Raw genomic sequence first — 22,926 nt, 5'->3', positions numbered from 1 at the left:
TTTATTAGCTTATGAACCTAGATTCCATCCCCAACAATTGGTTAAAACAATTTCCTCAGCCTTTATTCATTGCCGGACCGTGTTCTGCAGAAAGTGAACAACAAATGTTGGAGACGGCCAGCAGAATAAAAAATTCTGCGGTGGAAATTCCCATTTTTAGAGCCGGAATTTGGAAACCGAGAACCAAACCTAACGGTTTTGAAGGGGTAGGAACGATTGGTTTGGAATGGCTAAAGAAAGTTAAAGAAGAATTTGGTTTTCTAACGGCTACAGAAGTAGCAAATGCCCATCATGTCGATGCTGTACTAAAAGCCGATGTCGATATTTTGTGGATTGGTGCCCGATCTACCGTCAATCCGTTTACCGTTCAAGAAATTGCCGAATCTTTGAAAGGAAGCAATAAAATTGTATTGGTAAAAAATCCTGTAAATCCAGATTTGGCTTTGTGGGCAGGAGCTTTGGAAAGATTGCTGGCTCAGGGGATAGAAAATTTAGGAGTGATCCATCGGGGTTTTTCTTCTTATCAAAAGACACAGTATCGTAACATTCCCAATTGGCAATTGGCTTTGGATTTTAAACAACAATATCCCAACATTCCGATTTTGGTAGATCCTTCTCATATTTGTGGCAACAGAAATACTTTAGCAAATGTAGCACAAACCGCTCTGAATGTCGATTATAACGGTGTGATGATCGAAAGCCATTGCAATCCGGATAAGGCGTGGAGCGATGCACAACAACAAATTACGCCCGAAGAATTGGACCTTCTTTTGCAAAATTTGAAACTTAGAAAAACCCAAATTTCCGGTTTTGATGAGGAAATGGAAAGACAAAGAACCCTGATTTCTGATTTGGATTTTCAATTGATTGAAATTTTGTCTCAAAGAATGAAAATCTCCGAAAAAATTGGAGAACTGAAACATAAAAATAATGTGATGATCTTCCAACCAGAACGCTGGAAATTCATACAACAATACGCCAAAGAAAAAGCCAACGAAACCGGTATGACACAAGAATTTATCGAGAAAATATTTAAAACCATTCACGAAGAAAGTGTCGAGGTGCAAAACCATATTATGAAAGACTAAATGAGAGGATTAATTACAAAATCGACCGGAAGTTGGTACCAAGTTTTGGAGTTGGAGACCCAAAAATCCTACGAAGCCAGAATTCGTGGCAAATTTAAGCTGATCAAAAGCCGATTGACCAATCCGCTTTCTGTGGGCGATTTTGTGGAGTTTCAGTTGGAAGCCGACGATATCGCATGGATTACCAAGATCGAATCCAGAAAAAATTACCTGATCCGAAAGTCGGTCAACCTGTCCAAAGAAGCGCATATTATTGCTTCCAATGTCGATGTGGCTTGTTTTATTTTTACCTTAAAACATCCCGAAACTTCTCTTGGCTTTTTGGATCGCTTCTTGGCTTGTTGCGAGGCGTACAACATAGAACCACTGATTTTGATGAATAAAACCGACTTGCTTTCTGCAGAAGAATTGGAGTTGGTGGATATGATCATCGAAGATTATGAAAAAATTGGTTACAAAACTCTGAAAACTTCATCTGTTTCTGGAGAAAATTTAGATCTTTTAAAAGGAAAGATTTCCCATAAAGTTTCTGTATTTTTTGGACATTCAGGATGTGGGAAATCCACCTTGGTCAATGCCTTGCAACCTGGATTAAATCTAAGGACATCCGCCATTTCTGAAGTTCACCTCAAAGGAAAACACACCACAACATTCGCTCAAATGTTTTTTTGGGACTTTGGAGGTTCGGTAATTGATACTCCGGGAGTTCGGGAATTTGCCATGATAGATGTCGATAAATACGAAATTCAGCATTATTTTCCGGAAATTTTCGCAACCGGAAGATTGTGTAAATTTCACAATTGTATGCACATGAACGAACCCAAATGCGCTGTGGTAAACGGTGTCGAAAATGGTGAAATCTTAGAAAGTCGATACGCTACATACCTCAAATTGGTGGAAGAAGCTGAAGATTTAGAAGATAAATAATTATTAAATTGATAAAATAGGTCTGATTTACAGGTTGTTTTTTGATGTTAATTCTGATAGAATAAATAAATAGTATAAAAAGTTTAAAATTTTGAGATTTGTTTATATTTGTAATCTCAAATTAAAGGTGAATCGTGTGAGAATCACGAACTGTCGCGCAACCGTATTTTGTCTGGTACAACAAGTCGGATCCCTGAAAGCTTTCGCGAACTGAAGTAAAAGTCACAATTGGACTTTTATTCATTTCATCATTAAATTGAAAATAAAATTATTAAGAAATGAATTACGAAGAGAAGATTAAAAATTCCGAAACCCATGTTTTTAAAGTGGTTTTCCCCAATACCACCAACCATCACAACACCATGTTCGGAGGAAAAGTTATGGAAATGATGGACGAAGTTGCCTTCATAACAGCGACTCGTTTCGCTAGAAAATCTTTTGTTACGGTAAGCTGCGACCGCATCGATTTCAAAAAACCCATTCCGGCAGATACTTTGGTTGAACTGATTGGTAAAGTGAAATATGTTGGAAACTCAAGTGTGAAAGTGAATATCGAAATCTACATGGAAGAAATGTATGCCGATACCAGAGAAAAAGCCGTTTCCGGAGATTTTACCTTGGTTGCTGTTGGCAAAGACAAAAAACCGGTTAAAATTTTTGATTAATTAAAAGGCTCTAACGATTGGTATCTCCCAACATTGGAACAAACTTGTATGCCCCGAATTCTTCTTTTTCAAACTCAGTTTCAGAAATTTTAGTAAAACGGAATAAGGTTTGTTCCTCCTCGGGTCCCAACGGGATCACCATTATTCCTCCAATTTTCAATTGTTTCAGCAATTCAGAAGGCAAGATGGATGCTCCACAAGTAACCACTATTTTGTCGAATGGAGCCAGATGGGGCAGTCCTGCAAAGCCATCACCAAAACTCTGAAAGTAGGGACTGAGCTTTATTTCGCTCAGTTTATTTTTAGAAAAATCATACAAATCTTTTTGCCTTTCTATGGTGTAGACCAAAGCACCCATTTGTACCAAAATAGCCGTTTGGTAGCCACAACCTGTGCCTATTTCTAAGATTTTTTCTCCCGATTTTACTTTCATCAACTCCGATTGTTCGGCAACGGTGGAGGGATGCGAAATGGTTTGTCCGGCTGCAATAGGAAAGGCTCTGTCTTCGTAAGCAAAATCTTCAAAAATACTTTCCATAAACAAATGCCTAGGAACGAGGTTGATTGCAGAAAGTACATTTTCGTCAGAAATAAATAAACGATCTCGTAAATATTCAACAAGAATTTTTCTTTTTCCTTTGTGTACAAATGTATCTTTCATAAGGGCTAATCGGGTGTTCTATGGATTGCAACAAAACTATTCTTTTTAAGCTAAAAAAACAAGTGCCGATTGGGTTGCTTTTTCAAAATGTTTATCTTTGGAAAAATTTATTTTTATGTTAAAAGCAGGTCTTGTTGGAGCTGGACATTTGGGTAAGATTCACCTAAGACTTCTTCAGCAATCAGAACAATATGAATTGGTTGGTTTCCATGACAAAGATGTGGAAAATGGAAAAAAGCTGGAAGCCGAATTGGGTTATGCATTTTATGAAAATTTCGAAGATCTTTTGTCGAAAATTGAAGTTTTGGACATTGTAACGCCCACACTTTACCATTACGATTACGCCAAAGCAGCCATCGAAAATAAAAAACATTTTTTTATAGAAAAGCCCATCACCAAAACCTTGGAAGAGGCAGAGGAAATTCTAAAACTTTGTCGTGAAAATGGAATTAAAGCTCAGGTAGGACATGTAGAACGATACAATCCTGCATTCATTGCAACCAAAAGCTACATCCAAGATCCCATGTTCATTGAGATCCACCGTTTGGCAGAATTCAACCCAAGAGGTACGGATGTTTCGGTGGTTTTGGATCTGATGATTCACGATTTGGATATTTTATTAAGTTTGGTAAAATCTAAAGTAAAAGCCATCCATGCGAGTGGAGTAGCGGTGGTATCCAAAACACCGGATATTTGCAACGCCAGAATCGAATTTGAAAACGGTTGCGTTGCTAACCTTACCACCTCCAGAATTTCGATGAAAGCCATGAGGAAATCAAGATTTTTCCAAAAAGATGCCTATATTTCTGTAGATTTCTTGGAGAAAAAAGCCGAGGTAATCCGCATGAAAGAAGCTCCAGAAAACCCTTCGGATTTTGATATGATTATTGAAAATGCTGAAGGCGAGAAAGCTCAAATCCTATTCGAATATCCAAATATAGAGAGCAACAATGCCATTTTAGACGAGCTGAATTCATTTGCGTTGGCCATCAAGGAAAACCGCCCTGTTGAAGTTTCTGTTGAAGACGGTACCGAAGCTCTAAAAGTGGCTTTAGAAATTATGAGGCTCATCAGTAATGTGAATTAAAATCTCAATTATTCATTATTCATTTCAAAGACAAAAGACTCTCTTTTTTGTATGCAGTTTTGGAATAATTATAAAAATGAAGTTTTTGCAATATTTAACAAAAAACAACAATTAAAAAAATATTTCGATTAAAAAGATATAAGTCTTGTGTAATGTACAAAGTATTACTTTAAATGCTAAGAATAACAAAACGCAATTTAGTATGCATGCATAATATCTTTTTTTATTTATCTTTACCAAAATTTTAAAATCAATCATTAAAAATGAAAATATTAGTTTGTATCAGCAGTGTTCCGGACACTACTTCTAAAATTAATTTTACGGCAGATCAATCTGCTTTTGATAAAAACGGAATTCAATGGGTAATCAATCCTTTGGATGAATTTGCTTTGACCAAAGCGGTTAAACTTCAAGAATCACAAGGTGCAACGGTAACCGTGGTTAATGTGGGTACTCCAGATACCGAAGCGGTTATCAGAAAAGCGTTGGCCATTGGTGCAAATGATGCCATCAGAATTAACCAAGATCCAAAAGACAGCTATTCTGTAGCAAAAGAAATTGCACAAGTTGCACAAAATGGAGCGTACGATCTAATCCTTTGTGGTAAAGAGTCCATCGATTATAACGGAGGTTCTGTACCGGGAATGTTGGCTCAGTTATTGGACCAATCTTTTGTAAATGCGTGTATCGGTCTTGAAGTGAATGGAAATGAAGCTAAGGCTGTTAGAGAAATAGAAGGCGGAAAAGAAACCGTTGGTGTAAAATTACCTGCTGTAATTGCCGGACAAAAAGGAATGGTTGAAGAAACAGAATTGATCATCCCAAACATGAGAGGGATTATGTCTGCAAGAACGAAACCTTTGCAAGTGGTAGAACCTACAATTACGGAAGTAAAAGTAGAAGCTGTAAAATTCGAAAGCGCACCAGCCAGAGCTGCAGTAAAATTGGTTTCTCCAGACAATATCGATGAGTTGGTTCGTTTGCTTCACGAAGAAGCCAAAGTAATTTAATCGATTGTTTTAATCATTCATTTTTAACTTTAAAATAAAAAAAATGGCAATATTTGTTTACGCTGAAAATATAAACGGAAAATATAAAAAATCTGCTCTAGAAGCAGTTTCTTATGCAAAATCGATCGCAGATTTGGCAGGAGATACGGTAACGGCAGTAACCATAAACCCAACGGATGCTTCAGATGCTTTGTACCAATACGGTGCTTCTAAAGTCATCAAAATAGAGAACGAAGCGTTGAAGTCTTTTAGCTCCAAATCCTATGCAGAGGCTCTAAGCCAAGCAACAAACGGAAATATAATAGTACTTCCACACAGCACAATGGCGTCGTCCATCGCTCCTATGTTGTCCATCCAGAAAAACTATTCGTTAATTACCAATGCGATTGCAACTCCAGAAAGTGTATCTCCATTCCAAGCGAAGAGAAAAGTTTTCTCCGGAAAAGGATTTATGATGGCAAAAGCCGATGCTTCTGGCGTTGTGGTTACTGTTGCTCAAAATGCTTTTGGAGTGAAAGCCAATGCAGTTAGCGGTTCCGAAGAAAGTCTAGCAGTTAATGTATCCGGAAACGACATCCAAGTGATCTCTCACGAAGAAGCTTCAGGAAAATTAGATCTTAAAGAAGCTGAAATCGTAGTTTCTGCCGGTAGAGGAATGAAAGGTCCTGAAAACTGGGGGATGATTGAAGATTTGGCCAATGTATTGGGAGCTGCAACAGCATGTTCAAAACCTGTTTCCGATATCGGATGGAGATCTCACTCAGAACATGTTGGACAAACCGGTAAGGCAATTTCGCCTAACTTATACATCGCTGTAGGAATTTCTGGTGCCATCCAACATTTGGCAGGTGTTAATGCCTCTAAAACCATTGTAGTCATCAACAACGATGCTGAAGCTCCATTCTTCAAGTCTGCAGATTACGGAATTGTTGGTGATGCCTTCCAAATTATCCCAGCTCTTACTGAAAAAATTAAAGCGTTGAAAGGATAATATTCGTTTTAAATAAATATTAAAGTTCGGATTTTTTCCGAACTTTTTTTATGGTTACTGTACTGAAAATTACAGGACAGAAGTACAATTTGTTAAAAAATAAAGTATATTTGTTTTATGGATTATAAAAGATTGATAATAAGAGGGATTTCCTATAGCCAAACCCAATCTGGAGCGTATGCACTGCTGTTGGAACATGAAGAAACCAATGTGAAATTACCCGTAGTGATAGGTAATTTTGAAGCTCAATCAATTTCTTTAGGATTGGAAAAGGATCTACAACCGCCCAGACCGTTAACTCATGATCTGTTTACAAAATTTATGATCTCGACAGGCTTTGAAGTGGTATCGGTAGTAATTTATCAAATAATTGACGGTGTCTTTTTTTCCAATATAAATTTAAGAAACTCAAGTTCTGGAAATGAAATGATTTTAGATGCCAGAACTTCTGATGCTGTAGCCATGGCAGTTCGTTTTGATGCGCCTATTTTCACCACCCAGCAAGTACTGAACGAAGCCGGAATTCTTTTGGAAATTGAAGAAAAATCTTTAGAAGATGAAGTTTTTATTTCTGAAAATACCACGAACAATTGGGAAAACATTTCAACATCCGACCTTCAGGTGCTTTTAGAAGATGCCGTAAAAGACGAAGATTACGACTTGGCGATGGAACTGCAAGAAGAAATAAAAAGAAGAAACAAGAAAATAGATTAAGTAAACATATCAATTAGATGAATTTTAAATTAAAACTTACCCTACTCAATTTTTTTCAATTTTTTGTTTGGGGTGCTTGGTTAATTACCATAGCCAATTACTGGTTTGGAAATAAACATTGGGATGGGACCAAATTTGGACTGATTTTTTCGACCATGGGGTTTGCTTCCATTTTTATGCCTACTCTAACAGGAATTATTGCCGATCGATGGATAAATGCCGAAAAACTTTACGGTGCACTACAAATTGCGTATGCTGCCGTCCTCTTTAGTTTGCCACAAGCAGGAGATCCAAATGCTTTTTTTTGGATGATGTTCCTCGCCATGTGTTTCTACATGCCTACCATTGCACTCAATAATTCCATATCCTACAACATTTTGAAAAACAGTGGCGGCGATGTTGTCAAAGATTTTCCACCCATCAGAGTTTGGGGAACAGTAGGTTTTATTGCAGCCATGTGGATCACCAATCTATCGGGCAGCAAATCCAATGAATATCAGTTTTACATTGCCGGGATCTCCGCTTTGTTGTTGGGTATATTCTCTTTTACATTACCCAAATGTCCACCTCAAAAATTAATTGACAAAAACGCAACCATCATCCAAATTTTAGGGTTGGATGCTTTTAAATTATTTAAAAGCTACAAGATGGCCTTGTTCTTCTTTTTCTCCATGTTTTTGGGTGCTGCTTTACAATTAACCAATGCGTATGGAGATGTTTTTTTGGATGAATTCAAAAACTTTCCCAAATATGCAGAATCGTTTGTGGTGAGATACTCTACCATCATCATGTCGATATCTCAAATTTCCGAGACTTTATTCATCTTGGCCATTCCTTTTTTCTTGAAAAAATACGGGATCAAAACGGTGATGCTCATTTCCATGTTGGCTTGGGTATTAAGATTTGGTTTGTTTGCCTATGGTGCTCCAACAGGTTTCGGATTGGTACACATCATCCTTTCCTGCATCGTTTACGGTATGGCATTTGACTTTTTCAATATTTCCGGATCTTTGTTTGTAGAGACCCAAACCGATTCCAAAATTCGTTCTTCAGCTCAAGGTTTATTCATGATGATGACCAACGGTTTTGGAGCTGTTTTAGGGAGTTTGACCTCAGGTTGGTTGATCGATAAATTCTTCACCCATTCTTATACCAACGCAACAGAATTGGCAAATCATTTAGAAACCTCGGTGGACAATGCTGCTTTTCTTTCGTTCTTAGGAAATCAAAAAATCGATATTTCGGCAGATCACATTTTGTCTCAAGCCGTTATGCTTAGAGATTGGCACAGCATCTGGCTTTCTTTTGCACTCTATGCATTATTATTGCCGTGTTGTTTGCCGTTTTTTTTAAACACAAACACAATCCTACAGAAGTAGAATCTGTTAGCCATTAAAAATAAAAACCGCTGAAAAGCGGTTTTTTTATTGCAATAAATTCAGTTGTTCAACGAGTAATTTTGCAGTGTTTTTTCTTGAAAATTCATCAATGTGTTCAGGTGGATTTTGATTGAAATTCATCTTCCAATTTTCAAATTCTTTTAAAATAAAAGACTTTAAAATTTCTGATTCTACCTGGTATTCGAAATGTTTTCCAGATTGGGTTCTGCTTAATATTTTTTCTACATCGGCATTTTTGGGGCCAAAGGATAGTATGCTTTTTCCGGTAGCCAAATACTCAAATAATTTCCCGGGAATAATTCCTTTAGAATTGTCATTTGGGAAATTTGTGATGAGCAAAACATCCGATCGACTCATTTCTTTTAAAGATTCTTGATGACTGAGGTAGCCACAATCGTTCAATACCGAGCTTAGATCTGTCTCTTGAATATTTCTGAAAATCTTATCGTCTAACCTGCCTACAAATTTTAGTTGAAAATGTTTTTTGAACTCGATATTTTCAGAAATAATTTCGTTCAAAACCTTCCAAAGGATTTCAGGATTTCTTAGTTGCTCCAAAACTCCGATGTAACTCAGGGTGAATTTTTCATTTTTTTCAGAAGATTGGCCGGTAGCAACTTCCACATCAAATCCGTTGGTGATGCAAACCGCATGAGCTCCTTTTTTCCTGAAATTTTCGGCATCGGTGTAGCTGGTAGCCAAGGTAAGATTGGCATTTTGGAAAACCAATTTTTCCAAATCGCGGTGTTTTCTATCCGAATTTTTAGTTAATTTTAAATGTTTGTAGTACGAAATCTCAGTCCAAGGATCACGAAAATCAGCGATCCATTTTAACTTGGGAAAATATTTTTTCAGACCCAAACCAATCAAATGCACCGAATGGGGAGGACCTGTGGTTACCACGGCATCAAAATGATTTTCTGTAAGATATTTTTTAAGATACTTGGTAGAAGGTTTCACCCAAAAAACTCGAGCATCGGGAATAAAAAAATTTCCTCGAACCCAGATGGAAAGTTTGGACTTCCAACTTTGGTTTTTAGCAACATCAAATTGTCCGGCTTTAAATTTTTTATTGCTTTTGTTCAGTTTTTCAGCCCATTGATACGGTTCCCAAATTTTTTGTTTTATGAGGTTCAGACCCTTTGGTACTTCGGCATTCAGACTTTCGTCCAACAAAGGATAACTGGGATTTTCAGGGATGAAAACCGTAGGTTGCCATCCGTTTTCAGGCAGATATTTTACAAACTTCAGCCATCGCTGTACGCCTGGACCTCCTGCTGGAGGCCAATAATAAGTGATAACGAGGATTTTTTTATTCTCAACCATTAGTACAATGGAATTTTATTTTTTCTTGCCCAATAAACTCCACCGGCTGTAAGCAGAATGAAAATGCAGAATGCAATCATCGAAAATATTTTTCCTTTCTCGATGACTTCTGGTTCGAAGACCATATTAATAAGATGATTTCCTGCCGGAACATAGACTGCTCTTAGCAAATAATCCGCTTTTATGTACGGAACTTCTTTACCGTCCACCTTCATTTTCCATCCTTTTGGATAGTAAATTTCCGAAATTACTGCCAATTGTGGTGTTTTAGAAGTCGTTTTCAGTTCAATTTCATTGGCTTGATATTTTGTAAGCTGAATGTTTGCCGTACTGTCTGCAGCCATTTTTTTATCCTTAAAATAAGCCTTGTCGGTTTCAGAAACCACGGCTGTTTTTTTGGTGATGATTTTCCCTATCTCATCAATTTCTTCATTTGGAGTTTTTACAAACTTTACATCCGAAACAAACCACGCATTCCCGTTGGCCAATGGATTGATCTGAACTTCTGGTTTTTCTACAGAACCTCCAACAATATATTTGGTGTTCAGCATGTTCAGGATTTCCGGAATTTGTTGCTGTTTGTTTTTATCTTCAGAATAAAAATAATGGTTGATAAGATCGTCGTACCTTCTTAATTTCACAGCGTGATAACCGCCTACAGACGATTTGAAATAGGAAGTATTGTTCTCGTTGAAAGGGCTTATCAGTTGGTTGAAAATTCGGTAATGCGTTTTGTCTTTGTCCGCAATGGTTTCCAAAGTTTTGTTGATGGGTGCATACGCCAAAAGCGATTGCAGGTTGGGATTGTCACCCACTTTTTCTACCAATAATTCAGAACTTTCGGTTTGGAAAGGATTATCAGCAAAAACTTTATCGATGAAATTTCCCTCGTTCAAATATCGTTTATCCACCGTCCATAAATCGAATAAGCTCACCAATCCAATGATGATAAGCGCGATGTTTTGTGAGATTTTTTTCTTCAAAACCAACCACATTGCAGCAGCGGTAATCAGAACATAGATCATGGCTTTTATGGCATCGGCTCGGAACATTTTTTGTCTTTCATCCACCAAATAATCCAACAGCCAAGCCGGTAGATAGGTGTTTTCTGTATCGTTGTGGAAACCTAAAATGGCCTTACCAAAAACCAAAAGTAAGAAGATGAAACCGAGTACAGATCCAGAAATAATTAAGAATTTTTTAGTTTTCTTTTGTTCTGCAAGTTCATTTTCTTCAACCGATTCAAATTCATCTTTCGTATTGAAAAAATGATACAAACCAACAATAGCCAAGAGTGGGAACAACAATTCAACCACCACCAAAATAGAGCTTGGTGCTCGGAATTTATTATAAAAAGGTACAAAGTCGATAAAGAAATCCGAAAGCGGCATGAAGTTGCTGCCCCAAGCCAATGCGACGGTCAAGATGGATGCTCCCAATATCCAATCTCTGTATTTTCTTGGTGCAAAAAAGAATCCGATAATGGCCAAGAAAACCACTACTGCTCCTTGATAAGCCGGTCCGGAAGTTCCAGGTTGCTCGCCCCAATAAGTTGGGCTTTGCAGACCTTTTACAATATTGTCCACTTCGTTTTGTGAGGTGGCATTGTCTTGTACCAATTGTTGTATTTGGCTCATCATTTCTTCGCTGCCTTCTTCTTGGCTGCTTCCGCCCATTAATCTTGGGATAAAGAGATTCAGCGTTTCCATTTTTCCGTAACTCCAATTCAGAATGCTTTGTTTGTCCATTCCAGATTTATCAGAAGAATGTTTACCGTTATCCAAAATTTGTTTTCCACGGATGGTTTCTTTGATGTATTCGGAATTGGCCATAATTCTTTGGGAATTCATGCCTACACCCAAAATACACGCCAATCCCACAACTGCTGTTGCTATTGAAAAATGTTTCCACGAAGTCTTTTTTTGAATGGCTCGAATCAATTCTGACAAGAACAAAAAGCCCAATCCCAAAAACAAATAATAAGTCATCTGCGGGTGGTTTGCGGCCAATTGCAATCCCATGAAAAGGGTAGTGATGAAAAAACCAAGGACATATTTTTTACGAATATAAACCAATAAAATCCCTGCCAAAACCGGTGCAAAATAGGCTATGGTGTGTACTTTTCCGTTGTGCCCCGCAGCGATGATGATGTAAAAATATGTTGAAAAACCAAAAAATAAAGCGCCCAAAAGTGCATATTTCCAATTTCTTACGGCGACCATTCCCAATAGGAAAAACCCAGCCATCAGAACAAATAAATAATTGACCGGTTTGGGGAAAGAAAATAAAACTTTATCTATTTTTTGGATGAAATCGCCACGAAATTGGGCACCCATTTGGTAAGTGGGCATCCCACCAAACATGGAATCGCTCCAATAAGTTTCTTTGTCGTTTTGAGCTCTGTAATCCAAAAGTTCTTTTGCGTGGCCTTTGTATTGCACAATATCGTGTTGAAAGAGTTGCTTGCCGGAAAGTACAGGATTGGCATAGAAAAAGGCCAATAGAGCAAACAAAATAAGGCTTGCCAAGATGAAGATTATTTTTTTATTTTTTTCCATAAAATTGAGGAATTGGTCTTAATTTTTAATGTTTATTTAAAAAATCAATCCTCCGAAGTTGTAAAACCTCGAAGGATAAATTCTATTTTAAGATATTCATTTTTATTTCGTTCATACAAAATAATGGGTTGAATGATCGTTGAAAATCGTTCTATTTTTTTTGTTCAACCTCTTCATAATCCACCGTTTCGGCATCCCATTTTATTTTTTCCTCTTTGGGTTTATTTTTATTTTGGGACTGGGTATATGGATTTTGTTGGGCTTGGAATTTCTTGCTTATTGATGTATAAAAATAGTTGGAGAATATTCTTTTCAGCATATTCCAAACAAAGAATATGATGATGGTGCTAAGAATTAATTCTAAAATATATTTCATTTTACAAATAATTTTCCCTTTTATTAAGGATTAACTTTTATGCTTGTGGTGGTGGTGCTGGTCATCGATTGACTTTGCTTTCCATCGGTCATGCTTTCTTTCTGAGTGGTTTTTACAGAAATATTTTGGTTTTTAATCCACCCGGTATTCTGATCAAAAGTAATGGTTCCGTTTTGTGCCAATTCAGAACTCATGCTGTGGGTGATACCGCCTTGACTTTGTTTTTCGGTTTTATTTGGGATACCGCCTTTTATGGAAATTGTCGCAACTCCGTTTCCAACGCTGGTTAGGGTATAGGTGGTCTTGAGATTTACCTTTCCATCGGCGGACATTTTTTCATTCTCCACCCATTGTTCACCAATTTTTGCTCCTTTTGCGGGTAAAATCAAAATGTTTTTAGAAAACTGCTCCTTCAATGTTTTTTCGTTGAAAGAATTTTTCATGTTTTCTTTCATCCCGTTGATGATTTTTTGATCTTTTGTCAGTCCAGAAAGGGTTTTGGTGATTTTTGCATACACCGGATCAAAGCCTGTAATGGATAAGATTTTGCCTTTGTCATCCATTTTCATTTGCAATTTGTTTTCGGTTAATGCTTTTTGCATGGCCCATTCTTGTTTTAAAGCTTCTTCTTTGGGGCTGGATTGTTTGGTATCGATCACCAATGATTTTCCATTTCCGGATTGTACTGCTTTTTTAGAGATGAAATTGATGGTCATGTCATAGACATGGTCTTTATATCCGTTCACTGTAAAACTCACCTCGTCTGTTCCCTCGTTGGTACCGCTTTGGGATTTTCCGTCGGGAGCCGTAACGGTCATCACTTGTTTTTGGAATGTGGTGAAAGGATAGGTTTTGCCAATTTCTAATTTGAATGTTTGATGATAAACGCCCAAGCTATCTTTGATGGCAGGGTGCTCTTCCACCGTTTTCACCGAATCTTTTGGAACTTCTACGGTAACAATTTTTCCGGTTTTTTCGTCAACTTTTGTGATTTTTGTTGTTTCTTTTTTACAAGAAATTGCAAGTATGGATAAAAATGCAAGTGCAGTTACTTTTCTCATTTAATTATTTTGATGTTGATAACAATTAGTCCTTTACAGATCTATTTTGTTTCAATTTAAAAGTTAAAATTTATGCTAAATTTTTGTTAATTTTTGTCTCACCGCTTCGTAAAGGATGGCACCACAAGCTACAGAAACATTTAAACTCAAGGTTTTACCTTCGATGGGGAGTTTTATTTTTTCATCGGCATGGTGCAGGACTTCTTTAGAAATACCCGTTTCTTCGTTCCCCATTACCAAAACACAAGGTTCGGTAAAACTAACATCATAGATGTGTTTTTGGGCTTTTTCTGTTGCAGCAAATACCGTTACGCCACTTTGTTGAAGGAAATCTACCGTATGTGCCAGATTTTTTTCTTTGCAAATTTTGATGTTATAAATGGCTCCAGCAGAGGTTTTTATCGCATCAGAATTAATTGGTGAAGCTCCTTTTTCAGGAATAATAACGGCATCAACTCCCACGCATTCTGCCGTTCTGCAGATTGCTCCAAAGTTTCTAACATCGGTCAGTCTATCCAGCATCAATAGGAAAGGGGTTTTACCTTCTTCAAAAAGTTGAGGCAACAAGTCTTCAATTTTATAAAAAGGAACATCCGAGATAAAAGCCACAACACCTTGGTGGTTTTTTCTGGTAAAACGGTTCAGTTTTTCTATCGGAACATAATTTGCTCTCAGGTTGTGTTTGGCCAAAAGTTTTTTAAGATCAGCAACAATAGGACCTTGCAAACCGTTTTGTAGAAAGATTTTGTCTATGGTTTTTCCCGCTTCTATGGCTTCCATAACGGGTCTAAGTCCGAAAATAAAATCTTTTTCACTTTCTTTTTTTTCAGAAGAATTATTATGAAATTTAGGTCTTCTATCGTGATTATTTAGATTCACTATTTTATAATTTTTTAATTAATATTTCTCGCCAATAATGGCTCTTTTTTGTGCCATAACATATCCAAAATGCAAGCATTCGTGCATGTTGTTGAAGATGATGGCATCTTGGATGTTTTTTAGATCCATACCAAAACTGGTGGTGTAACTGGTATAATCTGTAAAGAAATCGGCATCGTAATCTTTCATCAAAATTTTGGATGTTTCAATCAACAAGAACGACAAATCTTCAATCTCATCGGCAGATACATTCAGGTTAGCAAGTGTTCCTTTTTTATAAGTTTCAACCCAATATTTATCAATTCTAAAAGGGTTATCGCTCAGGTAATAGTGCAAAAGTTGTTGGGTAGCTACGCAATGGGCAATGTTCCAATAAATGTTATTGTTGAAGCCGTCTGGGATAAGTAAAAGATCTTCCTTTGAAGTATTTTGTAAGATGTCTAAAAGATTTTTTCTAGTCTGTCTATGTGCTGTGAAATGGTAATTCATTGTATTTCAAAAAATATCGTCAAAATTACTGTATTATCATGAGATGTACAAAAAATGAATGGCATTAGAAAGATTTGATGGATTAGCAATATTTGTGTGAAAATCAGAGGTTTTCATGATGGATTACAAAACTTTAGCTTTCAAAATTGAATTGTCAGAATTATATTTAACAAATTTTAACTTACAACTGGCATTAATTGTGTTGAGTATTCTTAAAAAAAATCGCAATTTTACGGAATATTTCAATTATTGTAGCATGTCTGAAACTCATCAAGCTGAAGAAATTAAACAACTCAACGAAAAAGTTCAACAACTGAATTTTTCATTCTCCTTACTAAAACAAGAAATCAATAAAGTCATCATCGGCCAACATTATATGTTAGATCGTTTACTCATCGGACTTTTGGGTAATGGACACATCCTTTTGGAAGGTGTACCGGGTTTGGCAAAAACTTTGGCGATAAAAACCTTGGCAGAAGCCGTGGACGGTCAATTTTCTAGGATACAATTTACTCCGGATTTGTTGCCGGCAGATGTGGTTGGTACTCAAATTTATAATGTAAAAGACAACGATTTCAAAATTAAAAAAGGTCCTGTTTTTGCCAATTTTGTTTTGGCCGATGAAATTAACCGTGCACCATCCAAGGTACAATCGGCATTGTTAGAAGCCATGCAGGAAAAACAAGTTACCATCGGTGATGAAACCATGGCCTTACCCAAACCTTTTTTGGTATTGGCTACTCAAAACCCGATCGACCAAGAAGGAACCTATCTTTTGCCCGAGGCACAAAGCGACCGTTTTATGCTGAAATGCAAGATCGACTATCCTGAGTTTGAAGATGAAAGAAGCATCATGAGAATGGTATCTACTTCGCATCAACCTCAAGTAAAACCGGTAATCAGCCTCCAACACATTGTGGAAGCCAAAGAAATCATCAACAAAATATATTTGGATGAGAAAATTGAAAAATACATTTTGGACATGGTTTTTGCCACTCGTTATCCTGAAAAATACGGACTGAGCGAACTGAAAAATTATATCAGTTTTGGTGCCTCTCCAAGAGCCTCCATCAATTTGGCCATTGCTTCTCGTGTTATGGCTTTTCTCAATAATCGTGCTTTTGTAATTCCTGAAGATGTAAGATCCATTGCAAAAGATGTTTTGAGACATCGTATGGGACTAAGTTTTGAGGCCGAAGCGGAGGAGGTAACCACGGAGGAAATTGTGGATAGAATCCTAAATAAAATTCAAGCTCCATAGAAAAGCGTAAGGTTGAAAATGGAAATCAAAGATATCATCAAAAAAGTAAAGCAAATCGAAATCCGAACCAAAAGGAAGTCCGAAGCTGCACTTATGGGACAATATCATTCGGCGCTGAAAGGGCAAGGGATGACTTTTTCCGAGGTGAGAACTTACCAGTTTGGCGATGAAATACGAAGAATAGACTGGAATAAAACGGCCCGTTTCCAAGAACCTTTTGTGAAAATTATGGAAGAAGAAAGGGAACTGACCGTAATGCTTGTGGTCGATGTTTCTGCTTCCATGGACTACGGAACCCAAGTCTCATTAAAAAGAGAATTTGTCGCCGAAATATGTGCCAGCATTGGCTTTTCTGCCGTTTCCAATAACGACAAAGTAGGATTAATTCTTTTTTCGGATCAGATACAAAAAGTAATCCCACCAAGAAAAGGCAGACAGCATGTATTGTCCATCATATCACAAATCCTAACAGTCGAATACAAGCCTTGCACAAGCGATTTGGACGGTGCCATGCAGTACATGATGAATGTGTTTAAGAAGAAATCTTTTATTTTTATGTTTTCGGATTTCGAAGACGGTTTTTCCAACAAAACACTAAAAGTTACGGCTAAAAAACATGCGCTGTTGGCCATGAGAATTTATGACGACAAAGATCAGCAAATTCCAGATATCGGTTATGCCCGATTTGTAGATGCCGAAACCGGGAAACAATTCTGGGCAAACACTTCCAACAGCCGTTGGCGTTATGAATTTGCTGAAAAACAAAAACAAAAATTGAGACAGACTCAAGAAGTTTTCGAAAATGCTTCGGCAGGATTTTTAAATTTAAAATCCGGTGAGGCTTATGCACAAAAGCTTCTAAGGTACTTTCAACAGAAATAACTTATTTGTATTTAATTTCAAAAATGTTAAAAAAAATATATTTTCTTATTTCATTTCTATTGGGAATTTTCATGTTTTCCCAAACCCTTTCGTCCCGATTGGATAAGAAAACCGTGGGATTGGGCGAGCCCAATGTACTCACCATAAAAGTGGATCATCTTGGTGGCAAGGATGTTCGTTCGGCTCCGAAAAACGAATTGTTGCCTTTTCATTTTGAAATCATCAAAGATACCCTTTTCAAGAAAATGGATACCTACGAAAGAACGATAGAGTTTGCCATTTTTCAGGAAGGTAAATTTTCTATTCCCGCCTTAGAATTTAACATCAATGGAAAAATTGAAAAAACAACTCCCTACGAAATCGAAGTGGTGAACACTGCCAGTAAAGACGACAAAATCAATGACATTATGAAGAATAAAGAAGTTGGTTTGGAGCTGAAAGATTATTGGCAAATCTACAAATTTTGGGTTTTGGCTGCTATTGCGATTGTTGCACTTGCAATTCTAATTTTTGGCCTTGTCAGATACGGTAAAAAACCAAAAGACAGTCCAAAAGAATTAACCAATCAAGCCCTGAAGGAGTTGAATGCTTTAAAAGATAAAAAACACATTGAACAAGGAAATTTTAGAGATTTTTATGTTGAACTGATCGACATTATGAGAAGATTTTTGTCGGTGCAGTATCGCATTCCGGCTGATGTTTTGCTTACGGACGATCTTATTGCTTACATGAAACAAAATCACAGCATTTCACAAGAAAATGAAGCGGTTGTCGAAAAAGTTTTTCTCCGTGGCGATTTGGTGAAATTTGCTAAAATTTTTCCATCTGTAGAGATGATGAATGAAGATTGGAACTCTTGCTCTGCTTTGGTAAAGGCTTCGTTAAAGGATATCGAATTTGAAAAATTAAGAAAAGATGTTTAGTTTTTGGAATTTCGAATGGCATAGCCCTTGGTTTTTACTTCTTTTTTTATTGCTAATTCCTTTGTTAATTAAGGAATTCAAAAAGAAAAAACAAGTAGGAATTGTTGTACCATCAACTTCCAATATGTCTGTAGATGGGCAGTACAACGGTATTTTGTTTTTGTTGAAATTTACAAAATACATCATACTTTCCTCGCTCATCCTCGCCATGGCAAGGCCAAGATCTTTTACCATTTCTACCGATAACGACGAAAATAAAGGCATCGATATCATTATGTCCGTAGATGTATCATTGTCCATGCTTGCGAAAGACTTAGAACCAGACCGTTTGACGGCTCTTAAAAATATTGCCAAACGCTTTGTCGATAAAAGACCCATGGACAAAATTGGTTTGGTCACCTATTCGGGAGAGGCATTTCCAAAAGTTCCATTGACGACAGATCATCAAGTAATCATAGATGAATTGAGCAACCTGGATCCTTTCGAGTTGCAACCCGGAACTGCTATTGGTGAAGGATTGGCGGTGGCGGTCAATCATCTGAAAAATGCAAAATCCAAGAGTAAAGTCATTATTTTAATGACCGATGGCGAAAACAATATTGAAAATGCCATCCCACCACAAACGGCTGCCGAATTGGCGAAAAGCTACGGCATAAAAGTGTACACCATTGGGATTGGGACCAACGGATATGCACTGTTCCCGACCAGTCAGGATGTTTTTGGAGATATTATTTTTACAGAACAAGAGGTAAGAATCAACGAGCCTTCGCTACGAGATATTGCACAAACAACGGGTGGAAAGTACTTTCGTGCCACATCCAACGAAAGTTTGGAACAAATATACGATCAGATTAACCAAATGGAAAAAACCGATGTTAAGTCCAGTAAGATGTACAACTACAAAGAGTTTTTCCAATATTTTCTATGGACAGCTCTGCTGGTTTTGGTTTTGGACGGATTGTTAAGATGGGTTTTATTTAAATCGATACTGTAATGGATTGGACTATAGGAAATTATTGGAATTTATTACTGATCCTTTTGGTGTTGGGGATGGGCTTGTTGATGTCAAATTTTTTGAAGTGGAGAAACCGTAAAAAAGAACTTTTTGCTGAAGGAAGATTTCAAATAGATTTGTTTCAGAAAACAACTCAATATGTGCGGATTATCCCCATTTTGTATTGCATAGGCTTTGTTTTTTTAGCTCTGTCTTTGGTCGATTTGATGAAAGGAAGTGAAGAAATAAAAACAAAACAGAAAATGAATAATGTGATTTTTTTGTTTGATGTTTCCAATTCGATGAATGCCGAAGATGTAGAGCCCAACCGTTTGCAAGAAGCAAAAAACATCATGCTCAATTCTTTGCAAAACATGAACAACGATAGGGTAGGCATTGTGGTTTTTGCAGGCGAAGCAGCTTCCATTATGCCCTTAACAACGGATTTTTCTTCAGCTGATCAGTACATAGAAGCCATCAATACAGGGATTGTCAAAAGACAAGGGACGGATTTGCTTTTGGCGATGCAAGAAGTGGTAAAAAAATTTAAAAACATCCCAAAAGGATCCAGACAGGTGATCTTGATAAGCGATGGCGAAGACAATGAAAACAATACTGAAAAAGCCATACAACTGGCAAAAGAAGAAGGGATAACCGTGATTTCCATTGGAGTTGGTACTGCGGAAGGCGCTCCAATTCCGGAATACATCATGGGACAATTGATGGGATACAAAGCGGATATGAATACGGGAGATACGGTAATTTCATCAAGAAAAGAAATGGATTTACAAAATATTGCCCAACAAACCGGAGGTGAATATTTGGATGGAAATGATTTGAAAACGACTATAAATGGGTTGGAAAAAGCATTGAAAAATGCAGCATCTGCAACCAATCATTGGGTGAAATCCGACAATGCCGAAAGGTATTATCAATATTTTTTAGCGGTTTCTTTGTTGTGTTTTTTGGTGATTTATGTTTTTAACCCCAAAAACGATCTTAATCTTTAAGCTAGATGCCTTGTTTTAACCCAATTTTAACATATTCAAACTTAAGTTTAACATATAAAAAGAATACATTTGCATCGATGAAAACAAAGTTTTCCAATATCAATTTGATTGATGGAATGCCTATGAAGAAAAATCTACTTTTCTATTCTTTTTTTATGCTTTTTTTCTTTGTCGAAAATGCTTCGGCTCAGAAAAATTATAATGCTTTAATCTTCGAGGGTAATGAAGATTTTAAAAGCGAAAAGTACGACCAGGCTTCATCCAAATACATGGATGCCATCCAACAAAATTCTAAAGACTTCGCAGCCCATTACAATTTAGGAAATTCATTGTACAAAAAAAAACAGTACGATGAAGCCAATGCCGAGTACAAAAAAGCCGAAGCTCTTGCTAAAAACAATACCGATAAAATGGCAAGTTTGTACAACCAAGGCAATGTAGCCATGCAACAACAGCAACCGGAACAAGCTGCTGAAATTTACAAGAAAGCTCTGAAACTAGATCCTTACAACGAAGCCGCCAGGAAAAATTTTGAAATAGCAAAGCTAAAATCTCAAGAAAAACAAGATCAAAAAGAAAAAAACAATCCCAATAACCAAAAAGGTAAAGAAGGAAAAGAGCCTAAAGAAGGGGACGAAAATGGTGATAGTCCTGAAAATAGCAGCGGAGGAAACCAAAAAGAGCAACAAGGTCAGGGTAAAGGGAGTGATGAAAAACAGGAGGGTAAACAATCCGGAATGCCCAAAGAATTAAGAGATGCGATCATGAATGAAGTGGGAAATCGTGAGAAAAGAACCACAAAACGCATCCTGAACAAAAATGCCTATTCCATACCGGAAAGCAACGAGAAAGACTGGTAATGAAACTAAAATTTCTACAAATACTATTGATTCTTTTCGCCATAAAATCTTATGGTCAGGTCAATATTGTGGGAATGACGGACGAAAAAGAGTTTAGACAAAACAAAAAATTTGTTCTTACTTTCATCATCCAAATCAATGGAGACGATTATATTCAAGAAAGTCCGATAAAACTGCCTGATTTCTCAAAATTTGAAGAATTGGGATCGGCTTCAGAACAAAATACCATTGTTGATCAAAGAACCGGGTATCGAGTTAACCAAATTGTATATCAATATGTTTTGCAGCCCAAACAAAGTGGGAAATTGAAGATTGGATCGGCGTTGGTCCAGGTAAACGGCAAAATGTACAAATCCGAATCGTTTGACATTTTTGTGAAAGAAGAGGTACGAAAAAGTGAAACAAATTCTGTTGCAAATAACCAGAACGATGTCTATCTTAATTTAGAAATAAAGGATAAAGAGGTCTATCAATATCAGCCTACAGTAGCCGTACTTAGGATTTATAGCAAAGATTATGACCAATTTAGAAAAGTAAATAACATACATTTTTCTAAACAAAGTGATGTTGAAATAGAGCCAATCAATCTGACTCCACAAGAAATAGAACCTTCTGAAAGTCACGCCAACTGGCTCACCCAGATTGTTGCGATCTACAGCATAACCCCAAATGAAAGTGGAAAAGTTGAATTGCCGTCAGCAATTGCTCACATAAAATCGAATGGAAATCTAACCAAAATTGTAGGCAATAAAGTGAATCTGAATGTGAAATCACTTCCGGAAAATTCCACAAAAAACTTTAAAAATGCCGTTGGAAATTATGAGCTGACCCTACAAAATACTTCCAAACAAAATTTTTACGAAATAGGCAAACCCATTGATATAACTCTAAAACTTTCGGGTATCGGAAATCTGAATACGGTAGAACTGCCAAGGTTGTATCCTTCCAAAGATTATACTTTCTACAAGCCCAAAGTAAGTAAAAACATTCAGCCAAAAGGTCAAAATTTCCAAGGTGAAATAGTGGTGAACTATGTTGTTGTGCCCAACAGAGCAGGTGAAATTACAATAAAAGCGGATCATTTTTCATTTTTTAACGATCAAAAAAATGAATACATCGACAAAGGCGAAACGGTATTGCCACTAAACATTCTAAGTGCCGAACAATTTGCGAAAACCCAGACGACTATCGAAAAGGTAAACAACTATACCAATACGGTTTTGGAAAAAGTGGAAACTCCCATTCTAAAAACTTCAGAATTTAAGGTTAAAGAAAAATCAAAAATTGATTGGAAAATTGTTTTGGGAAATTTGGTATTGGTTTTTGGTGTGATTTATGGTTCGTTGTTGTACAGCCGTTACAGAAAATCCAAGAAAAAAAGAGCTCTTCACATCTCAAGACACCACAAGTCTATGGGCTCTGTAGCCGAAACTGAAGCTGAAATTCGGAAAAATAAAGGAATCGATTTTGAAAGTAATTTCAATTATTTCAGCATTTTGGCAAACGAAGAGAAGTCGGACTTGTTCTTTAAATCTTTTGATGATTTTCATGCCGAATTGGAAAATGCAATTCAAGCCGGACATCAATTATCGGTAGAAAAATGGCTGGAACAAAAAGGTCAACACGATGTTTTACAAGAATTAACACAATTGAAACATCAAATTGAAATTGAAAAATTCAACCCGTTCAAATCAAAAGAAACCTTGATGGAACTGTCTGTGAAAATCACATCCGTTTATCAAAAAATAAAACAGCTGAATTAAA

21 protein-coding genes, 1 pseudogene and 1 riboswitch are annotated in these 22,926 nt (G+C 36.9%); of the genes and pseudogenes, 15 read left to right on the top strand and 7 right to left on the bottom strand.

Annotation, left to right across the window (positions count from 1 at the left end):
* The first annotated feature begins 11 nt into the window (after positions 1-11).
* From H9Q20_RS00790 to H9Q20_RS00780, 3 genes are all read left to right on the top strand, one after another.
* Complete coding sequence (locus tag H9Q20_RS00790; protein ID WP_124642499.1) at positions 12-1,088, top strand: chorismate mutase; 1,077 nt, start codon at positions 12-14, stop codon at positions 1,086-1,088.
* A complete protein-coding gene (rsgA, locus tag H9Q20_RS00785; RefSeq protein WP_124642501.1) occupies positions 1,089-2,015 on the top strand; it encodes a ribosome small subunit-dependent GTPase A in 927 nt (308 codons plus the stop codon).
* A gap of 75 nt (positions 2,016-2,090) precedes the next feature.
* Positions 2,091-2,229, top strand: a riboswitch (cobalamin riboswitch).
* A gap of 64 nt (positions 2,230-2,293) precedes the next feature.
* Positions 2,294-2,680, top strand: coding sequence for an acyl-CoA thioesterase (locus H9Q20_RS00780; protein WP_124642503.1), 387 nt, complete (start codon positions 2,294-2,296; stop codon positions 2,678-2,680).
* Positions 2,681-2,690: 10 nt separating this feature from the next.
* On the opposite strand, the gene H9Q20_RS00775 is transcribed toward H9Q20_RS00780, so the two are convergent.
* The gene (locus H9Q20_RS00775) at positions 2,691-3,341 is read right to left on the bottom strand and encodes a protein-L-isoaspartate(D-aspartate) O-methyltransferase (protein ID WP_124642505.1); all 651 of its coding nucleotides are present in this window, start codon (positions 3,339-3,341) and stop codon (positions 2,691-2,693) included.
* Between the two features lie 115 nt (positions 3,342-3,456).
* On the opposite strand from H9Q20_RS00775, the gene H9Q20_RS00770 reads away from it, so the two are divergent.
* The 5 genes and pseudogenes from H9Q20_RS00770 (at position 3,457) to H9Q20_RS00750 (ending at position 8,539) form a co-directional block, all read left to right on the top strand.
* The gene (locus H9Q20_RS00770) at positions 3,457-4,428 is read left to right on the top strand and encodes a Gfo/Idh/MocA family protein (RefSeq protein WP_124642507.1); all 972 of its coding nucleotides are present in this window, start codon (positions 3,457-3,459) and stop codon (positions 4,426-4,428) included.
* A gap of 263 nt (positions 4,429-4,691) precedes the next feature.
* A complete protein-coding gene (locus H9Q20_RS00765; RefSeq protein ID WP_124642509.1) occupies positions 4,692-5,438 on the top strand; it encodes an electron transfer flavoprotein subunit beta/FixA family protein in 747 nt (248 codons plus the stop codon).
* A 43-nt stretch (positions 5,439-5,481) separates the two neighbouring features.
* On the top strand, positions 5,482-6,429 hold the full coding sequence (locus tag H9Q20_RS00760; protein WP_124642511.1) for an electron transfer flavoprotein subunit alpha/FixB family protein: 948 nt from the start codon (positions 5,482-5,484) through the stop codon (positions 6,427-6,429).
* Positions 6,430-6,546: 117 nt separating this feature from the next.
* Positions 6,547-7,143 carry a bifunctional nuclease family protein gene (locus H9Q20_RS00755; RefSeq protein ID WP_124642513.1) on the top strand — a complete coding sequence of 199 codons (597 nt, stop codon included), beginning with the start codon at positions 6,547-6,549 and terminating at the stop codon, positions 7,141-7,143.
* Positions 7,144-7,160: 17 nt separating this feature from the next.
* Positions 7,161-8,539 (top strand): annotated as a pseudogene (locus H9Q20_RS00750) (nucleoside permease).
* A 28-nt stretch (positions 8,540-8,567) separates the two neighbouring features.
* On the opposite strand, the gene H9Q20_RS00745 reads toward H9Q20_RS00750, so the two are convergent.
* From H9Q20_RS00745 to H9Q20_RS00720, 6 genes are all read right to left on the bottom strand, one after another.
* Positions 8,568-9,869, bottom strand: coding sequence for a glycosyl transferase family 1 (locus H9Q20_RS00745; protein ID WP_187478062.1), 1,302 nt, complete (start codon positions 9,867-9,869; stop codon positions 8,568-8,570).
* A complete protein-coding gene (locus H9Q20_RS00740; protein WP_187478061.1) occupies positions 9,869-12,427 on the bottom strand; it encodes a DUF4064 domain-containing protein in 2,559 nt (852 codons plus the stop codon). Before H9Q20_RS00740 ends, H9Q20_RS00745 begins: the two co-directional genes overlap by 1 nt.
* A gap of 151 nt (positions 12,428-12,578) precedes the next feature.
* Positions 12,579-12,803, bottom strand: coding sequence for a hypothetical protein (locus tag H9Q20_RS00735; RefSeq protein WP_124642522.1), 225 nt, complete (start codon positions 12,801-12,803; stop codon positions 12,579-12,581).
* 23 nt (positions 12,804-12,826) lie between these two features.
* Positions 12,827-13,864: a DUF6263 family protein gene (locus H9Q20_RS00730; protein ID WP_124642524.1), complete on the bottom strand. Its 1,038-nt coding sequence runs from the start codon at positions 13,862-13,864 to the stop codon at positions 12,827-12,829.
* 75 nt (positions 13,865-13,939) lie between these two features.
* Entirely contained in the window at positions 13,940-14,644 is a 705-nt protein-coding gene (rlmB, locus tag H9Q20_RS00725; RefSeq protein ID WP_124642532.1) for a 23S rRNA (guanosine(2251)-2'-O)-methyltransferase RlmB, read from the bottom strand.
* A gap of 117 nt (positions 14,645-14,761) precedes the next feature.
* Positions 14,762-15,232: a DinB family protein gene (locus H9Q20_RS00720; protein WP_124642526.1), complete on the bottom strand. Its 471-nt coding sequence runs from the start codon at positions 15,230-15,232 to the stop codon at positions 14,762-14,764.
* Positions 15,233-15,488: 256 nt separating this feature from the next.
* Between H9Q20_RS00720 and H9Q20_RS00715 the strand changes: the two genes are divergently transcribed.
* The 7 genes from H9Q20_RS00715 (at position 15,489) to H9Q20_RS00685 (ending at position 22,925) form a co-directional block, all read left to right on the top strand.
* The gene (locus H9Q20_RS00715) at positions 15,489-16,493 is read left to right on the top strand and encodes an AAA family ATPase (RefSeq protein ID WP_124642528.1); all 1,005 of its coding nucleotides are present in this window, start codon (positions 15,489-15,491) and stop codon (positions 16,491-16,493) included.
* 18 nt (positions 16,494-16,511) lie between these two features.
* A complete protein-coding gene (locus H9Q20_RS00710; protein ID WP_187478060.1) occupies positions 16,512-17,375 on the top strand; it encodes a DUF58 domain-containing protein in 864 nt (287 codons plus the stop codon).
* A gap of 23 nt (positions 17,376-17,398) precedes the next feature.
* Positions 17,399-18,298 (top strand): BatD family protein, encoded by a 900-nt coding sequence (locus H9Q20_RS00705; RefSeq protein WP_187478059.1) that lies wholly within the window; start codon positions 17,399-17,401, stop codon positions 18,296-18,298.
* Positions 18,291-19,292, top strand: a complete 1,002-nt coding sequence (locus H9Q20_RS00700) for a vWA domain-containing protein (RefSeq protein ID WP_124642467.1) — start codon at positions 18,291-18,293, stop codon at positions 19,290-19,292. The genes H9Q20_RS00705 and H9Q20_RS00700 overlap by 8 nt, the downstream gene beginning before the upstream one ends.
* Complete coding sequence (locus H9Q20_RS00695) at positions 19,292-20,302, top strand: vWA domain-containing protein (RefSeq protein ID WP_124642465.1); 1,011 nt, start codon at positions 19,292-19,294, stop codon at positions 20,300-20,302. Before H9Q20_RS00700 ends, H9Q20_RS00695 begins: the two co-directional genes overlap by 1 nt.
* 77 nt (positions 20,303-20,379) lie before the next feature.
* Positions 20,380-21,162, top strand: coding sequence for a tetratricopeptide repeat protein (locus H9Q20_RS00690; protein ID WP_262385548.1), 783 nt, complete (start codon positions 20,380-20,382; stop codon positions 21,160-21,162).
* On the top strand, positions 21,162-22,925 hold the full coding sequence (locus H9Q20_RS00685; protein ID WP_187478058.1) for a BatD family protein: 1,764 nt from the start codon (positions 21,162-21,164) through the stop codon (positions 22,923-22,925). The genes H9Q20_RS00690 and H9Q20_RS00685 overlap by 1 nt, the downstream gene beginning before the upstream one ends.
* The last annotated feature ends 1 nt before the right edge of the window (position 22,926 follow it).

The sequence above is a fragment of the Amniculibacterium sp. G2-70 genome (genome assembly GCF_014353055.1).
Lineage (GTDB): Bacteria > Bacteroidota > Bacteroidia > Flavobacteriales > Weeksellaceae > Amniculibacterium > Amniculibacterium aquaticum.
Note: the sequence above shows the minus strand (reverse complement) of the source record. Positions and strands in the feature narration are given on the sequence as shown.

Excerpts from the sequence above, each read along its gene's own strand:
- H9Q20_RS00790 (WP_124642499.1), top strand. The coding sequence starts at position 12 with ATGAACCTAGATTCCATCCCCAACAATTGGTTAAAACAATTTCCTCAG.
- rsgA (WP_124642501.1), top strand. The coding sequence starts at position 1,089 with ATGAGAGGATTAATTACAAAATCGACCGGAAGTTGGTACCAAGTTTTG.
- H9Q20_RS00780 (WP_124642503.1), top strand. The coding sequence starts at position 2,294 with ATGAATTACGAAGAGAAGATTAAAAATTCCGAAACCCATGTTTTTAAA.
- H9Q20_RS00775 (WP_124642505.1), bottom strand. The coding sequence starts at position 3,341 with ATGAAAGATACATTTGTACACAAAGGAAAAAGAAAAATTCTTGTTGAA.
- H9Q20_RS00770 (WP_124642507.1), top strand. The coding sequence starts at position 3,457 with ATGTTAAAAGCAGGTCTTGTTGGAGCTGGACATTTGGGTAAGATTCAC.
- H9Q20_RS00765 (WP_124642509.1), top strand. The coding sequence starts at position 4,692 with ATGAAAATATTAGTTTGTATCAGCAGTGTTCCGGACACTACTTCTAAA.
- H9Q20_RS00760 (WP_124642511.1), top strand. The coding sequence starts at position 5,482 with ATGGCAATATTTGTTTACGCTGAAAATATAAACGGAAAATATAAAAAA.
- H9Q20_RS00755 (WP_124642513.1), top strand. The coding sequence starts at position 6,547 with ATGGATTATAAAAGATTGATAATAAGAGGGATTTCCTATAGCCAAACC.
- H9Q20_RS00745 (WP_187478062.1), bottom strand. The coding sequence starts at position 9,869 with ATGGTTGAGAATAAAAAAATCCTCGTTATCACTTATTATTGGCCTCCA.
- H9Q20_RS00740 (WP_187478061.1), bottom strand. The coding sequence starts at position 12,427 with ATGGAAAAAAATAAAAAAATAATCTTCATCTTGGCAAGCCTTATTTTG.
- H9Q20_RS00735 (WP_124642522.1), bottom strand. The coding sequence starts at position 12,803 with ATGAAATATATTTTAGAATTAATTCTTAGCACCATCATCATATTCTTT.
- H9Q20_RS00730 (WP_124642524.1), bottom strand. The coding sequence starts at position 13,864 with ATGAGAAAAGTAACTGCACTTGCATTTTTATCCATACTTGCAATTTCT.
- rlmB (WP_124642532.1), bottom strand. The coding sequence starts at position 14,644 with ATGGAAGCCATAGAAGCGGGAAAAACCATAGACAAAATCTTTCTACAA.
- H9Q20_RS00720 (WP_124642526.1), bottom strand. The coding sequence starts at position 15,232 with ATGAATTACCATTTCACAGCACATAGACAGACTAGAAAAAATCTTTTA.
- H9Q20_RS00715 (WP_124642528.1), top strand. The coding sequence starts at position 15,489 with ATGTCTGAAACTCATCAAGCTGAAGAAATTAAACAACTCAACGAAAAA.
- H9Q20_RS00710 (WP_187478060.1), top strand. The coding sequence starts at position 16,512 with ATGGAAATCAAAGATATCATCAAAAAAGTAAAGCAAATCGAAATCCGA.
- H9Q20_RS00705 (WP_187478059.1), top strand. The coding sequence starts at position 17,399 with ATGTTAAAAAAAATATATTTTCTTATTTCATTTCTATTGGGAATTTTC.
- H9Q20_RS00700 (WP_124642467.1), top strand. The coding sequence starts at position 18,291 with ATGTTTAGTTTTTGGAATTTCGAATGGCATAGCCCTTGGTTTTTACTT.
- H9Q20_RS00695 (WP_124642465.1), top strand. The coding sequence starts at position 19,292 with ATGGATTGGACTATAGGAAATTATTGGAATTTATTACTGATCCTTTTG.
- H9Q20_RS00690 (WP_262385548.1), top strand. The coding sequence starts at position 20,380 with ATGAAAACAAAGTTTTCCAATATCAATTTGATTGATGGAATGCCTATG.
- H9Q20_RS00685 (WP_187478058.1), top strand. The coding sequence starts at position 21,162 with ATGAAACTAAAATTTCTACAAATACTATTGATTCTTTTCGCCATAAAA.